Annotated in this window: 15 protein-coding genes; 5 read left to right on the forward strand and 10 right to left on the reverse strand. The window is 72.3% G+C overall.

Going from position 1 to position 14,124, the window contains the following annotated elements; translation table 11 throughout:
- The first annotated feature begins 8 nt into the window (after positions 1-8).
- Positions 9-1,235: an MFS transporter gene (locus tag FHR36_RS08170; RefSeq protein ID WP_253795237.1), complete on the forward strand. Its 1,227-nt coding sequence runs from the start codon at positions 9-11 to the stop codon at positions 1,233-1,235.
- A 65-nt stretch (positions 1,236-1,300) separates the two neighbouring features.
- On the opposite strand, the gene FHR36_RS08175 is transcribed toward FHR36_RS08170, so the two are convergent.
- The 10 genes from FHR36_RS08175 to FHR36_RS08220 all read right to left on the reverse strand — a co-directional run bounded on the left by FHR36_RS08175 (position 1,301) and on the right by FHR36_RS08220 (position 9,193).
- Complete coding sequence (locus FHR36_RS08175; protein ID WP_253795239.1) at positions 1,301-1,687, reverse strand: hypothetical protein; 387 nt, start codon at positions 1,685-1,687, stop codon at positions 1,301-1,303.
- 13 nt (positions 1,688-1,700) lie between these two features.
- Positions 1,701-2,957 carry an amidase domain-containing protein gene (locus FHR36_RS39855; protein WP_253795240.1) on the reverse strand — a complete coding sequence of 419 codons (1,257 nt, stop codon included), beginning with the start codon at positions 2,955-2,957 and terminating at the stop codon, positions 1,701-1,703.
- A 3-nt stretch (positions 2,958-2,960) separates the two neighbouring features.
- A complete protein-coding gene (locus FHR36_RS08185) occupies positions 2,961-3,281 on the reverse strand; it encodes a hypothetical protein (RefSeq protein WP_253795242.1) in 321 nt (106 codons plus the stop codon).
- A 218-nt stretch (positions 3,282-3,499) separates the two neighbouring features.
- Positions 3,500-4,885 carry an 8-oxoguanine deaminase gene (locus FHR36_RS08190; protein WP_253795244.1) on the reverse strand — a complete coding sequence of 462 codons (1,386 nt, stop codon included), beginning with the start codon at positions 4,883-4,885 and terminating at the stop codon, positions 3,500-3,502.
- Positions 4,846-6,318 (reverse strand): nucleobase:cation symporter-2 family protein, encoded by a 1,473-nt coding sequence (locus tag FHR36_RS08195; protein ID WP_253795245.1) that lies wholly within the window; start codon positions 6,316-6,318, stop codon positions 4,846-4,848. Before FHR36_RS08195 ends, FHR36_RS08190 begins: the two co-directional genes overlap by 40 nt.
- Positions 6,319-6,513: 195 nt before the next feature.
- The gene (pucL, locus tag FHR36_RS08200) at positions 6,514-7,434 is read right to left on the reverse strand and encodes a factor-independent urate hydroxylase (protein ID WP_253795246.1); all 921 of its coding nucleotides are present in this window, start codon (positions 7,432-7,434) and stop codon (positions 6,514-6,516) included.
- A 31-nt stretch (positions 7,435-7,465) separates the two neighbouring features.
- Positions 7,466-7,801, reverse strand: coding sequence for a hydroxyisourate hydrolase (uraH, locus tag FHR36_RS08205; RefSeq protein ID WP_253795248.1), 336 nt, complete (start codon positions 7,799-7,801; stop codon positions 7,466-7,468).
- A 51-nt stretch (positions 7,802-7,852) separates the two neighbouring features.
- Entirely contained in the window at positions 7,853-8,356 is a 504-nt protein-coding gene (gene uraD, locus FHR36_RS08210) for a 2-oxo-4-hydroxy-4-carboxy-5-ureidoimidazoline decarboxylase (RefSeq protein ID WP_253795250.1), read from the reverse strand.
- A gap of 190 nt (positions 8,357-8,546) precedes the next feature.
- Positions 8,547-8,918 (reverse strand): helix-turn-helix domain-containing protein, encoded by a 372-nt coding sequence (locus tag FHR36_RS08215; RefSeq protein WP_253795252.1) that lies wholly within the window; start codon positions 8,916-8,918, stop codon positions 8,547-8,549.
- A complete protein-coding gene (locus tag FHR36_RS08220) occupies positions 8,915-9,193 on the reverse strand; it encodes a thiamine-binding protein (protein WP_301330034.1) in 279 nt (92 codons plus the stop codon). Before FHR36_RS08220 ends, FHR36_RS08215 begins: the two co-directional genes overlap by 4 nt.
- A 195-nt stretch (positions 9,194-9,388) precedes the next feature.
- On the opposite strand from FHR36_RS08220, the gene FHR36_RS08225 reads away from it, so the two are divergent.
- From FHR36_RS08225 to allB, 4 genes are all read left to right on the forward strand, one after another.
- Positions 9,389-10,237, forward strand: a complete 849-nt coding sequence (locus tag FHR36_RS08225) for a TIM barrel protein (protein ID WP_253795256.1) — start codon at positions 9,389-9,391, stop codon at positions 10,235-10,237.
- 36 nt (positions 10,238-10,273) lie between these two features.
- Positions 10,274-11,161, forward strand: a complete 888-nt coding sequence (locus tag FHR36_RS08230; protein ID WP_253795258.1) for a 2-hydroxy-3-oxopropionate reductase — start codon at positions 10,274-10,276, stop codon at positions 11,159-11,161.
- A gap of 347 nt (positions 11,162-11,508) precedes the next feature.
- Positions 11,509-12,651: a glycerate kinase gene (locus tag FHR36_RS08235; RefSeq protein ID WP_253795259.1), complete on the forward strand. Its 1,143-nt coding sequence runs from the start codon at positions 11,509-11,511 to the stop codon at positions 12,649-12,651.
- A gap of 105 nt (positions 12,652-12,756) precedes the next feature.
- Entirely contained in the window at positions 12,757-14,121 is a 1,365-nt protein-coding gene (gene allB, locus FHR36_RS08240) for an allantoinase AllB (protein ID WP_253795260.1), read from the forward strand.
- Positions 14,122-14,124: the final 3 nt, after the last annotated feature.

Here is a 14,124-nt window from a genome sequence, read left to right on the forward strand (position 1 = left end):
CTTGGCGCATGACCTCCACTGCGGCGCTGCCACGCGCCCGTCGCCTGCTGCCCGCCGACCCGCTGCTGCGCCGGCTCGTGCTGATGAGCCTGGTCAACACGGTCGGCAACGGCCTGTTCGGCACGGTCAGCGTGCTCTACCTGACCCGTTCGGTGGGCCTGAGTGCCCATCAGGTGGCCCTCGGGCTGACCGCGGCGGGTGTCTGCGGGACGTTCGCCGGGGTGCCGATGGGCCGGCTGGCGGACCGGGTGGGCAGCAAGCGGTTGTTGCTGGTGGTGGGGCCGCTGGAGGCGGTGGCCGTGCTCGGCTACGCGCTGGTGGGCTCCTGGGCGGCGTTCGTGGCGCTGGCGTGTGCGGCGACGGTGCTGGAGCGCGGCGCGGTGGCGGTCCGGAGTGCGTTGATCGCCCGGGTCGTGCCCGGGGAGCGGCAGGTGGCGTCCCGGGCCCTGCTGCGTTCGGTGATGAACGCCGGGTTGGTGGTCGGCGCCGGGGGAGCGGCCCTCGTGCTGCAGGTCGACCGGTATCCGGCGTACGTGGCGGTGCTGGTGCTGGACGCGCTGAGCTTCCTCGGTGCGGCGGCGCTGCTGGCCGGCCTGCCGGCGCCGGACATGGCATCCGCGGACGGGCGGGAGGCGGCCCGGCCCCGCGGCCGCCGGTCCGCGCTGCGGGACCGGCGGTACCTGGCGGTGACGGCCCTGCACGCCGTGCTGGAGCTGCAGTTCGCGATGCTGGCCGTCGGGATCCCGCTGTGGATCGCGTTCCACACGGCCGCGCCGCGCGCCCTGGTCGCGGCGGTCGACGTGGTCAACTGCCTGACCGTGGTGCTGTTCCAGGTGCGGGCGGGGCGCGGGGTGAGCGGGGTGCCGGGGGCGGCGCGGGCCTGTGCGCGGGGCGGGGTGCTGCTGGCCGGGGCGTGTCTGGTGTACGCGTCGGCGGGCGGGCGGGGCGCGGTGGTGGCGTCGGTGGTGATGCTGGCCGGGGCGGTGGTGCACAGCGTGGCGGAGCTGCTCACCTCGGCGGGCGGCTGGACGCTCAGCCTGGACCTCGCCGATCCGGCGGCGCACGGCGAGTACCAGGGCGTCTTCATGAGCGGCCAGGCCGCCTCGCACGTGATCGGCCCGCTGGTGGTCACCGTCACGGTCCTCGACCACGGCACCGCGGGGTGGGCCGTCCTGGCGGGGCTGCTCGCCGTGGCGGGGCTCGTCCTGCCGCGCGTGGCCGGCGGAGCCCGGTAGCGGGGAGCCGGGGGGCCGGGTACGGCCCTGCGCCCTACGGGGGTGGGGGCAGGGCCGTACGGCGGTCACAGGCCGGTGCAGGTGCGGTGCGGGTGGTCCAGGCCGCCGATGGCGTCGGCGAGACCGTACCCGGCGAACACCAGCAGGACGGCGGCCACCACGGCGACCACCGCCGCGGCCACCGTGGTGGCGGTGCTCGGCCCGCCGCGCAGCTGCCGGACCGCGCCGAAGCCGGCCAGCAACTGCAGCAGCGGGCCCAGGCCGAGCGCCAGCCAGGCGACGGCCGGTACCGGGTCGGCGGTGAGACAGCGGTTGAGCCGGCGCGGTACGGCGTCGAGGTAGGCGTCGTGGCCGTACTTGGCGCAGACCCAGCCGAACGCCGCGGTCACCAGGGCGGCGAGCAGCCAGGCCGCGCGGGGGCGGGGGGTGGCGCGGACCGTCGTGTCGATCACGGGGGCTCCTGACTCAGTACCAGTTGGGTTCGACGCGGACGAAGTGCATCTTCTGCCGGCCCTCGGACTCCGCCTCGTGGCCGGACCGGCCGTCCAGGCTGACGTTCTTGCGGGAGTCGTTGTGCTGGCTGTAGCGGATGTCGCCGTCCGGGGTGACCGCGGTGACGATCGCGGTGTGGTGGATGTTGCCCTGCTTGAGGTCGGGGTTGAGGTCGTTGTCGTCCTCCAGGAAGACCAGGTCGCCCGGCTTCACCTCGGACGGCGGGACTTCGCGGCCGCCGTTGGAGACCATGAAGTCGTGCAGGTTCTGGGCGCCGCCCCAGGCGTGGCTGTGCTGCTGGCCGACGATGCCGAGGCCGAGCCAGCCGGGGTCGTCGCCGCGGTTCCAGGCGTCGCCCTCGAAGGTCCAGTCGCCCTTCATCTTCACGCCGGACTGGAACAGCGCCTCGGACGCGAAGTTGGTGCAGTTGTTCTCGTCGTCGAAGTCGCCGGACTTGTCGTTCCAGTGGGCGAGCGTCCACTCGACCATCTGCACCCGGTCGAACTTGCGGTTCGGACCGCCGCGGAGGTCCTCCTTGACGTTGTCCGGGATACCGGGCAGGTTGGCCAGCTTCACCGGGTCGGCGAGTTCCAGCTGCCGCTGCTGCTCGGGGGTGAGCGAGGACCACCAGCGGGCGACCAGGGCGGGGTCGCGACCGTCCGGGATGTCGCCGTCGAGCATGTTCAGCTGCACCTGGGAGGCCTCGCCCTGGAGCTGGTCGAGCGCCCGCTGGGGGTCGGTCTCGCAGGTGGCGCCGGCCAGCTTGCGCAGTTCGGCACTGGCCTGGTCGTCGGCCTGCCGGGCCTCGCGCAGGGCCTCCCGGATCAGGTCGGAGACCTCGTTCATGTGGGTGATCGACTCGCTGGTGACCTCGCCGGTGGTGGAGACCGTGCCGGCCTGGTCCACCTCCAGTCGGTACGCGGCGGCCAGGTCGAGCGCGCGGTGCAGGGCCTGCTGGGCGTACTCCACCGAGGAGGCGAGCCCGTCGACCACCATGGCGACGCCGCGCAGGATGTCGGCGTCGGCCTCCAGGATCCGGGCCTGCTCCTCCAGCTTCTTCCCGGCGGCCTGGCCGACCCGGTCCTTCCAGTCCTCGCGGAGCGGGCCTATCCCGTTGGCGTGCAGGTCGTCGACGGCCTGCCAGGACTCCTTCGACAGGGCGACCCAGCCCTCGGCGGCGGTCCGCAGCGAGGCCGGGTCGGCGGTGCGCAGGGCGGTGAAGTCGACCACGGCTCAGGCCCCTCCGTTCAGGTCGCGGGAGGCGAGGTCGAGCCGGCGGACGGACTCCTGTTCGGCGCTGTCGTAGGAGTGCGCGGAGTCCCGGAGCTGGTCGGCGTAGGTGTGCAACTGGCCGACGACCGACGCCATGTGGGTCTGCCAGGCGTCGGCGCAGTCGCGCAGCGCCGGTCCGGAGGCGAACCCGGGGTGCTTCGCGGCGGCGGTGAGGCTGCCGTCCAGCCAGTGCCCGGACTTGGTGCCGAGCTGCGAGGAGCTGCCCCGGACGGCCTCGGCGGCGGTGTGCAGGCCCGCCGTTCGGATGTGGATGTCGTTCATGTGCTTCCCCCGTTCGGCCCGGTGGGTTGCCCGGGCGCCCGTCGTGACAGGGGGAGGACGTCGATCACCGCCCGGCGGTTCCCGGTGGTACGCCCCGGGAAGCGCCACAGCGGACAAGCAGCCCCGGACCCTCGCCGTGGGTCCGGGGCTGCGCTCCGTCGGCCCGGGGGCCGGGGAGTCCGGGTCGCACCGTCCCTGGTGCGGCCCGGAGTTCGGGGTCAGACGCCGCGGGAGGCGAGCTCCTGGGCGGCGCGCTTGCAGGCGAGGGCGATCTGGTCCTCGTTGACGGTGGTCAGGGTGTTGTTCTCGACGACGGCGTTGCCGTTGACGAACAGGACGGACAGCGGCGGGAGGGCGCCGAAGGTGAGGGCGGCGACCGGGTCGGCGATCGAGGAGTGCATGATGCCGTCGATCTTCCAGAGCGCCAGGTCGGCCAGCTTGCCGGCCTCGATGGAGCCGATCTCGTGGTGCCGGCCGAGCACCCGGGCGCCGCCCATGGTGCCCAGGCGCAGCGCCTGACGGCCGGTCAGCGCGGTCGGGTAGCCGTGCAGACGGTTGATCAGCAGGGCGTTGCGCAGCTCGGTGCCGAGCTCGCCGGACTCGTTGGAGGCGGTGCCGTCGACGCCGAGGCCGACCGGGACGCCGGCCTTGAGCATGTCGGGGACGCGGGCGATGCCGGCGGCGAGGCGGGCGTTGGAGGAGGGACAGTGCGCCACACCGGTGCCGGTCTCGGCGAACTTGGCGATGTCGGAGTCGTTCATGTGGACGCAGTGGGCCATCCACACGTCCTCGCCGAGCCAGCCGGTGGACTCGAAGTAGTCGGTCGGGCCCATGCCGAAGAGCTGCTTGCAGAACTCCTCCTCCTCGGCGGTCTCCGAGCCGTGGGTGTGCAGGCGCACGCCCTTGCGGCGGGCCAGCTCGGCGGACTGCTTGAGCAGTTCGGTGGAGACCGAGAAGGGGGAGCAGGGGGCGATGGCGACGTGCAGCATCGAGCCGAAGGAGGAGTCGTGCCACTTGTCGACGGCCGCCTCGGAGGCGATCAGGATGTCCTCGGTCTCCTCGACCGCGTGGTCCGGCGGCAGGCCGCCGTCCTTCTTGCTGCGGTCCATGGAGCCGCGCAGCGCGGTGAAGCGCATGCCGAGCTGCTGGACGGCCTCGATGGAGGCGCCGAGGATGTCGCCGCCGCCCTGCGGGAAGACGTAGTGGTGGTCGCTGGCGGTGGTGCAGCCGGACTTGAGCAGTGCGGCGGCGGAGCCGAGCGTGGCGGCGTGGACGAGCTTGTCGTCGATCCGGGCCCAGGTCGGGTAGAGCGCGACCAGCCAGTCGAAGAGGATGTTGTCCTGGGCCAGGCCGCGGGTGATCCACTGGTAGAAGTGGTGGTGGGTGTTGACCAGGCCCGGGGTGATCAGGTGGCCTTCGCCGTTGATCCGGCGCACCACGTTGTCCAGCCACTGCGGGGCCGGGCCGTCGCCGACCGACTCGATCGTGTTGCCGAGGATGACGACGTGGCCGCGGGCGTACTCGGTGTCGTTGGCGTCGACCGTGGCGATGGCGACGTTCTCGATCACGATCCGCTGGTCGGCGGGCGGGGGCTGGACTGCCATGGTGTGACTCCAATGGGGGAGGGCGTACGGCGGGCGCCGACGTGGTGGAAGAGCAGGTTGAGCAGGACGGCTGCCAGGCAGCCGGCCGAGATGCCGGAGTGCATCAGGGTCCGCACGGCCTCCGGGAAGGCGTCGTAGAAGGTCGGGGCGGCGATCGGGACGAGGCCGACCCCGAGCGACACCGACACCAGGACGGTGTTGGCTCCGGACTCCATGCCGGCCTCGGCGAGGGTGCGTATGCCGCTGGCGGCGACCGTGCCGAAGAGCACGATCCCGGCGCCGCCCAGGACGGGCTGCGGGACCAGCGACACCACCGACCCGAGGACCGGGAAGAGGCCCAGCAGGATCAGGATGCCTCCGCCCGCCGCCACCACGAAGCGGCTGCGGATCCTGGTCAGCGCCACCAGCCCGATGTTCTGGGCGAAGGCGCTGCACGCGAAGCCGTTGAGGACCGGGCTGAGCGCGGTGGCCAGGCCGTCGGCGCGCAGGCCGGCGGCGAGGGTGGCCTCGTCGGCCTCCCGCTCGACGATCCGGCCGAGTGCCAGCATGTCGGCGGTGGACTCGGTCATCGAGACCACCATGACGATGCAGAGCGAGACGATCGCGGCGGCGTCGAACACCGGGGCGCCGAAGTGGAACGGGGAGGGCAGGGCGAAGACCTCGGCGTCCCGGACGCCGCCGAAGTCGGCGAGCCCGAGCGGGAAGGCGGCGGCGGCGCCGATCACCAGTCCGACGAGCAGGGACAGCTGCTGCCAGAAGCCGCGGAGCAGCCGGTTGCAGAGGACCACCGCGGTGAGGGTGAACGCGGCGAGGCCGATGGCCCGGACGGAGCCGTAACCGGGGGCGGCGGGTGAGCCGCCGCGCGCCCAGTTGACCGCGACCGGCAGCAGGGACACCCCGATGAGGGTGATCACGGTGCCCTGGACGACCGGCGGGAAGAACCTGATGAGCTTGCAGAAGTACGGTGCCGCGAGAAGGCACAGGGTTCCCGCGACGATCACCGCGCCGAAGATCACCGGCAGGGCGTCCTTCGGGCCGTGCTCCTCGGCGATCGCCAGCATCGGGGCGACGCCGGCGAACGAGACGCCGTTCACGAACGGCAGTCGGGCGCCGATCCGCCACACCCCCAGGGTCTGGAGGAGGGTGGCCAGTCCGGCGGTGAACAGGCTGGCCGAGATCAGCAGGGCGAGCTCGGCGGGGGAGAGTCCCACGCCGGCGCCGACGATGAGCGGGGGCGCGACGACGCCCGCGTACATCGCGGCGACGTGCTGCAGTCCGGTGCCGAAGAGCTTCAGCGGTGGCAGCAGCTCGTCCACGGGGTGGACCTCGCGGCCGGACGGGTCGCCGGGAAGACTGGTGGACGCTCCGTCCGGCCGCGGGGGCCGGTCAGGGGTGGAACCGCCGTCGGTGGTACGGGTGGTACGGGAATCCATGTCGAGCCCCTCTACGTGTGCTCGTGGGCTCCGGCGCGGCCCGTGGCGCTGGAGAGTCCCGAGGGCGGGACGGCGGTGCAAGGGTCCCTCGGGCGTCTTCTCCAGCTCCCCGGGCCGGCCGCCGGGAGGCGAGCGCGGTCTCCGGTGGGTGGGGGTGGAGAAGGGTGGTGCGGTCAGGCGGGAACGGCAGCAGGGTCAGGCGACCGGGATGACCGGGACGACGCCCTCGCGGTGCACGGTGCCCTCGATCAGGCCGTACATCCGGTCGGCGGCGTAGTAGACCTCGTTCTCGTTCTTGAGGCCGAAGGGCTCCAGGTCGACCAGGAAGTGGTGCTTGTTCGGGAGCTCCAGGCGGACCTCGTCCACCTCGGCCCGGTTGTTCAGCACCCGGGTGCCCATCGCGTGCAGGGTCTGCTGAAGCGAGTAGGAGTAGGTCTCCGCGAAGGCCTCCAGCATGTGGCGCTTCACGTGGTTGTACGAGCGGTTCCAGTTCGGCTGCGGCTCGTTGTCGCGGCCGTCGAAGCCGTACTTCCAGCGGGCCGTCACCTGGGTGGCCAGGATCCGGTCGTACGCCTCCTGGAGGGTGGTGTACTTGTCCTTGATGTAGCCCCAGAACTCCGAGTTGGTGGAGTTCATGACGATGAGGTCCTTGAGGCCGGAGATCACCTGGACGGTCTCGCCGTCGTAGACGACCTCGCAGGTGCGGGTCTCCTGGCCGGTGCGGACGAAGGAGTGGCCGACCTCGTCGGCGCCGATGAAGCGGGCCGAGCTGTCCGGCGTCTTGATCCGGTCCCAGGAGTACTCCTCGATCCGGATCCGGGCGCTGTGCACGACGCCGCGCTCGGTGTTGTCGACGAAGTGGCGGGCCAGGACGATGCCGAACGCCTCGGCCGACTCGATCCCGTACTCCTTGGCGAAGGCGTACACGGTGTTCTTGGTCGTGTCGGTGGGGAGGCAGTTGGCGTTGGAACCGGTGAGGTGGACGTCCTCGAACTCGCCCTGCAGCGAGACCGAGACGTTGAGGTCCTTGATCTCGTGGCGGGTGGAGTCGCGGTAGACGCGGACGATGCGGTTCTCCGCCTTGCCGTACTGGTTCTGACCGAGTACGTGGGCCATGACGTGGCTCCTAAGCGTTGAGGTCGGTCTACTAGCTTCCGCGGTAGACCGAGTAGCCGAACGGGTTGAGCAGCAGCGGCACGTGGTAGTGGTGCTGCGCGGGGGCGACCGTGAAGACGATCGATACCTCGGGGAAGAACGGCGTCTCGTCCGACCTGGCCGCGTAGTAGGCGGCGGTGTCGAAGAGCAGCCGGACGACCGAGCCCGCCTCCACGGCCGGCAGGTCCTTGGCCCGGCCGTCGGAGTCCGTGGCGGAGGCGCCGAGCACCTTCCAGCCACCCTCGGTGTGCAGTGCGAGCTCGACCGGGACGCCCTCGGCCGGGCGGCCGATGCTGGTGTCGAGCACGTGCGTGGAGATGCCAGTCATGGGTGGTGATGACCTTAACTGTGCGCAGGAGTTGACTGACCGTCGGAGGCGTCAGGCCTCGTCGAGCAGCCGGTTGATGCGGATGTCGTTGATCTTGCGGAGCTCCCCGCGGACGATCTCCGCCTCGGTGGCGGCGTCGTGGGGGTAGCGCTCGCGGAGCGAGGCGAGCATGGTGGCCGCGGTCCGGCCGGTCGCGCAGATCAGGAAGACGTGGCCGAACTTCGCCTCGTAGGCGGCGTTGGCCTCGTGCAGCTCGTCGAGCAGGGCGGTGTCCGCCCCCTGGATCCCGGCCTGCTCGCGCTCGGAGGTGGCGTCGCCGGTCTTGGGCGTGCCGATCCGGGCGTGGCCGGCCATGGCGTCGGCCAGGTCCTGGACCGTCAGCGACGCCATCGCGGCGGCGTTGGCCGCCAGCAGTGCGTTGCGGTCGGACCAGGGCCGGCTGGCCGCGACGGCGGCAGCCCAGCCGGGGCTGGAGCAGATCTCCAGCAGGGTCTCCTGCAGCTCGGCGGCGTCGGCCGTCGCCAGAGCGTCAAGAGCGTCGGGGTGCTTGGTCACGGGTGGACCTCCTGAAGAGTGGTGCCACCCGGAAAAGCTAGATCGACCACCTCAGGTCGTCAACACTTTGTTGAACTGTTGGTGGTTACGTTTTGCGACGGGCCCGGTTGTGGGGCCGTACGGTGTGCGATTCGCCAAGTGTGTCCGGTGTGGACGGTGGGACAGACTGGGCGAAGCCGGGCAGGGGGCGTCAGCCCTTCTCCTGCCGGTTGAGGTAGTTGTACACGGTGAACCGGCTGACGCCGAGCGCCGACGCGACCGTCTCCACCCCGTGGCGGACGGTGAACGCGCCGCGTTCCTCCAGAAGGGCCACCACGCGCTGCTTCTCGGCGCGGTCCAGCTCGGTGAGCGGACGGCCGTCGAAGGCGCGGGTCATCTCGGCCAGCAGCCGGTCCAGGGCACTGCTCAGGTGGGGCAGCCGCACGGCGACCACTGGGGCGCCGTCCCACTCCAGGACCACGTCCTCGACCTTCGCCTCGGCGGGTTCGACGGCGGTCGCGCCGACGGCGTCCAGCAGCGGCTTTATCGCCGCGGCGAGCGGGTGTTCCAGGGCGTTGCTCACTGCGTACCCACTCCTTCCGGGGTGGTGGTGTCCTCGCTGTCCGGACCGTCCGGCAGGACGCTGACCTGCACCGAGATCCGGGTCGCGCCGGCGTCCAGGGTCTCGCGCAGCAGCCGGCCGACCGCGGCGAGCGCCTGCTCGGCGTCGCCCTCGGCGCTGGTGCCGAACGGGCCCACCGAGACGGCCAGGCCGGCCTCGTCCACGACGCGGCGCGCGGCCTTGGCGTGGTCCGGGAAGGTGTCCAGCTCGAACGGTTCTGTCGTGAACTCAACCATCAATCGCACCTGCTCACTGTAGCGAGGGGGCTGGTTGATCAGACAGTCGGCCGGGTGGCTGGCCGGAAGGCTTCGGCGGCTTCAACAAATTGTTGCGCCGACCTTGACACCCCGTCGAGCCCCCGGCAATGCTTCCACCAGACAGAATCCCTCTTCCGAATCGTGGAAGTTGCGGATCGGAAGAGAGAGCGAGAGGTGAACGACGTGACCGCTGCCGCGAAGCACAGCTTCACGATCAACCTGTCCATCCTGTTCAGCGAGCTCCCGCTCCTCGAGCGTCCGGCCGCAGCGGCCGCCGCCGGCTTCACCGCCGCCGAGCTCTGGTGGCCCTTCGGCCTCGAGGTCTCGCCCTCCGCGGAGGAGCTGGACGCGCTGCGCAAGGCGTTCACCGACGCCGGCGTGCAGCTCACCGGCCTCAACTTCCTCGACGACCTGGCCACCGGCGTCGCCAAGGGCACCCTGTCGGTACCCGCCGAGAGCGAGCGCTTCCGCGAGAACGTCCCGGTCGCCGTCGGCCTCGCCGAGTCCCTCGGCACCAAGGCGCTCAACGCGCTCTACGGCAACCGCATCGAGGGCGTCGACCCGGCCGTCCAGGACGAGCTCGCCCTGGAGAACCTCGTCCTCGCCGCCCGGGCCGCCCACTCCATCGGCGCGATCCTCCTGATCGAGGCGCTGAACAAGCCCGAGGCGCCCGCCTACGCGCTGGTCTCCGCCGCCGCGGCCGTCGAGGTGGTCGACAAGGTCAACGCCGCCACCGGCCTCGGCAACGCCAAGTTCCTCTGCGACCTCTACCACCTGGCCCGCAACGGCGAGGACCTGGTCGCGGTGATCGACGAGTACGCCGACCGGATCGGCCACGTCCAGATCGCCGACAGCCCGGCCCGCAACGAGCCCGGCACCGGCGACCTCGACTTCGAGGACCTCTTCGCCCGCCTCGCCGCCGCCGGCTACACCGGCCGGATCGGCCTCGAGTACAAGCCCTCCACCGGCGTCAGCGCCGACAGCTTCGCGTGGCTCCCGCGCGAGCTGCGCGCCGCCAAGTAACACCCACCCGCTTCTCACGTACGAAGGATCACCGCGATGAGCCGCAAGATCGCCTTCATCGGCCTCGGCATCATGGGCAAGCCCATGGCCATCAACCTGGTCAAGGCCGGCCACCACGTCACCGGCTTCAACCTGGAGCAGTCCGCCATCGACGCGCTCGTCGCGGCCGGCGGCCACGGCGCCGCCTCTATCGCCGACGCGGTGAAGGACGCCGAGGTCGTCATCACCATGGTCCCGGCCGACCCGCACGTCGAGCAGGTCATCCTGGCCGAGGGCGGCGTCCTGGAGAGCGTCCAGGCCGGCACCCTGGTGATCGACATGTCCTCGATCACCCCGCAGACCTCGCAGAAGGTCGCCGCCGCCGCCGTGGCGAAGGGCGTCCGCACCCTGGACGCCCCGGTCTCCGGCGGCGAGGCGGGCGCCGTCGAGGCGGTCCTGTCGATCATGGTCGGTGGCGACGCCGCCGACTTCGCCGAGGCCAAGCCGCTCTTCGACGCGCTCGGCACCACGGTGGTCCACGTCGGCCCCTCCGGCGCCGGCCAGACCGTCAAGGCCGCCAACCAGCTGATCGTGGCCGTCAACATCCAGGTCCTCGCCGAGGCCGTGGTGTTCCTGGAGAACGCGGGCGTCGACCTCGCCGCCGCCCTCGACGTGCTCGGCGGCGGCCTGGCCGGCTCGACCGTGCTCAACCGCAAGAAGGGCAACATGCTGAACCGCGAGTTCGCTCCCGGCTTCCGCATCGACCTGCACCACAAGGACATGGGCATCGTCACCGACGCCGCCCGCGCCGTGGGTGCCGCCCTCCCGCTCGGCGCCGTGGTGGCCCAGCTGGTCGCCTCCGCCCGCGCCAACGGTGACGGCTCGCTCGACCACTCCGCGCTGCTGCGCGGCGTCGAGCGCCTCTCCGGCCGCGAGGTCAAGTAACCCCTCGTGTGACCCCCTAGCTCCTCCTGGTGGCGTGTACCTGTCCGGTCGTGCCCGCGTCACCAGGAGGCCAAGCCGGCAGCGCGCCACCCCTCCCGGGGGCACTTCGGTCGTGCCAGCGCGCTGTCCGGCCCCCTCCTCGCCGAGGGGAGCCCCTCGTACGTCGGAAGCGGGACGAGGGGAACGGCGAGGAGGGGGCCGCACCAAATCATTCAGGGGCTCGGGGAACCGCGAGGGTGACCCTTATTGAGGGTGACTCTTTCAAGAGAAGCCCATTCCCGGGGATGCCCTCGCGGTTCCCCGAGCCCGTAACCAGCCGAGCCCCCTACCAGCGAAAGGCCACGCCAATGCCCACCACCCCCACCCAGGGCCATGTGGTCGTCGCTCCCGACAAGTTCAAGGGCACCCTGGAGGGCGCCGAGGTCGCCGCGCGGATCGCCGCCGGCATCCGTCGCGCCGCCCCCGGTGCCGAGGTCCGCGAGCTGCCCGTCGCCGACGGCGGCGAGGGGACGCTGGCCGCCGCGCTGGCGGCCGGGTTCACCCGGGTCGCGGTGAAGGTGGCCGGTCCGACCGGTCTGCCGGTGGACGCCGCGCTCGCGGTCAAGGGCGACACCGCCGTGGTCGAGCTGGCGCAGGCGTCCGGCCTGGCCCGGCTCCCCGGCGGCCGCACCGCGCCGCTGGCGGCCGGCTCCTTCGGCGTCGGCCAGCTGATCGCCAAGGCGGTGTCGCTGGGCGTCGAGCGCGTGGTGCTGGGCCTGGGCGGCAGTGCCTGTACCGACGGCGGCGCCGGCATGGTCCAGGCGCTGGGCGTGGGGCTGTACGGCGCCGACGGCGCGGAGCTGGCCCCGGGCGGGGCGTCGCTGCGCCGGCTGGAGCGGCTCGACCTCGGTTCGCTGGCCGACGGCCTGACCGGGGTGGAGATCGTGGTCGCCTGCGACGTCGACAACCCGCTGCTCGGTCCGCGCGGCGCCGCCGCGGTGTACGGGCCGCAGAAGGGTGCGGACGCCGAGGACCTGGTGATCCTGGAGGAGGGCCTGACCCGCTGGGCGGACACCGTCCACGCCGTGACCGGCCAGGACTACCGCAACAACCCCGGCGCCGGAGCGGCCGGAGGGGTCGGCTTCGCCGCCCTCGCCCTGCTCGGCGCCACCATGCGACCCGGCATCGAGCTGCTGCTCGAGCTGCTGGGTTTCGACGAGGCTGTGCGTGGGGCGCGCCTCGTCGTGACCGGTGAGGGATGCCTGGACGCGCAGACGCTCCACGGCAAGGCCCCCGCCGGCGTCGCCGCGGCGGCCACTCGGGCGGGGGTTCGGGTGGCCGCTGTGGCAGGGCGGCTGGAGCTGTCGGAGAGTGAGTGGCGGACGGCCGGGTTCGCGGCCGCGGTGGCCCTCACCGACCTGGCCGAGCAGCCCGGCGAGTCGATGACCAGGGCGGGCGAACTGGCGGAGGTCGCGGGCGAGCGGCTGGCGTCCGAACTGCTCGCCGGCTGAGGTCCAACCCCTCGTATTTTCCTACATTGACGTTTTGTTGAAGGCGGGCCTAGGCTCCGAGAAATCCTTCGGCACACCCCACGTTCCCGAGTTCGGAGGTCCCTCATGCCCCTCAGCGAGACGCCCGCGACCACGGCGGTGATCCGCTCCCGCCGGGTGGTCCTGCCGGACGGCGAGCGTCCCGCCGATGTGCTGATCCGGGGCGGACGGATCGAGCAGATCGCCGCCCACGGCTCGCTGCTGGTCGGCGACCAGCACCTGACCGACCTGGGCGACACCGCCCTGCTGCCCGGCCTGGTCGACACCCACGTGCACGTCAACGAGCCCGGCCGCACCGAGTGGGAGGGCTTCGCCACCGCCACCCGGGCAGCGGCCGCCGGCGGCGTCACCACCGTCATCGACATGCCGCTCAACTCCGTCCCGCCGACCACCACGGTGGCCGGCCTGGAGGCCAAGCGGAAGACCGCCGAGGGCCAGGCCTGGGTCGACCTGGGCTTCTGGGGCGGCGCCGTCCCCGGCAACGCCGACGAGCTCGAACCCCTGCACCGGGCGGGCGTGTTCGGCTTCAAGTCCTTCCTGGCGCCGTCCGGCGTGGACGAGTTCCCGCACCTCGCCACCGCGGAGGACCTGGAGACCGCGCTCGCCGAACAGGCCCGGATCGGCGCGCTGGCCATCATCCACGCGGAGGACCCGGCCGTCCTGGACGCCGCCCCGCAGGTGCCCGGCGTGCACTACCGCGACTTCCTCAACTCCCGTCCGGACGACGCCGAGGCCGCCGCGGTGGCCCGGCTGCTGGACACCGCCCGCCGCACTGGCGCCCGGGTGCACATCCTGCACGTCTCCTCCGCCGCCGTGCTGCCGCTGCTGCGCCAGGCCCGCGCGGACGGCGTGCAGGTGACCGCCGAGACCTGCCCGCACTACCTCACCCTCGCCGCCGAGGAGGTGCCGGACGGCGACACCGCCTTCAAGTGCTGCCCGCCGATCCGCGACGAGTCCAACCGCGATCTGCTCTGGCAGGCCCTCGCGGACGGCGAGTTCATCGCCGTCGTCTCCGACCACTCGCCCTCCACCCCGGACCTGAAGCTGCTGCGGCGCTACGGCGGCAGCGGCGACTTCGCCGCCGCGTGGGGCGGCATCGCCTCCCTCCAGGTCGGCCTGCCGGCCGTCTGGACCGAGGCCCGCCGCCGCGGCCACACCCTGGCCGACGTGGTCCGCTGGATGGCCTCCGGACCCGCCTCACTGGTCGGCCTCACCGGCACCAAGGGCGCCATCGCGGTCGGGTACGACGCCGACCTGGTCGCCTTCGACCCCGACGCGGCGTTCGCCGTGCACGCCGAGCAGCTGCACCACAAGAACCCCGTCACCCCCTACGCCGGCCGCACCCTCAGCGGCGTGGTCCGCACCACCTGGCTGCGCGGCCGGGTGGTGGACACCACCGCCGAGCCGTTCGGCCGTCAGATCACTCGTTAACGA

The organism is Kitasatospora cinereorecta, assembly GCF_024172095.1.
In the GTDB taxonomy this organism is placed as follows: domain Bacteria; phylum Actinomycetota; class Actinomycetes; order Streptomycetales; family Streptomycetaceae; genus Kitasatospora; species Kitasatospora cinereorecta.

Excerpts from the sequence above, each read along its gene's own strand:
- FHR36_RS08185 (WP_253795242.1), bottom strand. The coding sequence starts at position 3,281 with ATGAACGACATCCACATCCGAACGGCGGGCCTGCACACCGCCGCCGAG.
- allB (WP_253795260.1), top strand. The coding sequence starts at position 12,757 with ATGCCCCTCAGCGAGACGCCCGCGACCACGGCGGTGATCCGCTCCCGC.
- FHR36_RS08190 (WP_253795244.1), bottom strand. The coding sequence starts at position 4,885 with ATGGCAGTCCAGCCCCCGCCCGCCGACCAGCGGATCGTGATCGAGAAC.
- FHR36_RS08170 (WP_253795237.1), top strand. The coding sequence starts at position 9 with ATGACCTCCACTGCGGCGCTGCCACGCGCCCGTCGCCTGCTGCCCGCC.
- FHR36_RS08230 (WP_253795258.1), top strand. The coding sequence starts at position 10,274 with ATGAGCCGCAAGATCGCCTTCATCGGCCTCGGCATCATGGGCAAGCCC.
- pucL (WP_253795246.1), bottom strand. The coding sequence starts at position 7,434 with ATGGCCCACGTACTCGGTCAGAACCAGTACGGCAAGGCGGAGAACCGC.
- FHR36_RS08220 (WP_301330034.1), bottom strand. The coding sequence starts at position 9,193 with ATGGTTGAGTTCACGACAGAACCGTTCGAGCTGGACACCTTCCCGGAC.
- FHR36_RS08195 (WP_253795245.1), bottom strand. The coding sequence starts at position 6,318 with ATGGATTCCCGTACCACCCGTACCACCGACGGCGGTTCCACCCCTGAC.
- uraH (WP_253795248.1), bottom strand. The coding sequence starts at position 7,801 with ATGACTGGCATCTCCACGCACGTGCTCGACACCAGCATCGGCCGCCCG.
- FHR36_RS08235 (WP_253795259.1), top strand. The coding sequence starts at position 11,509 with ATGCCCACCACCCCCACCCAGGGCCATGTGGTCGTCGCTCCCGACAAG.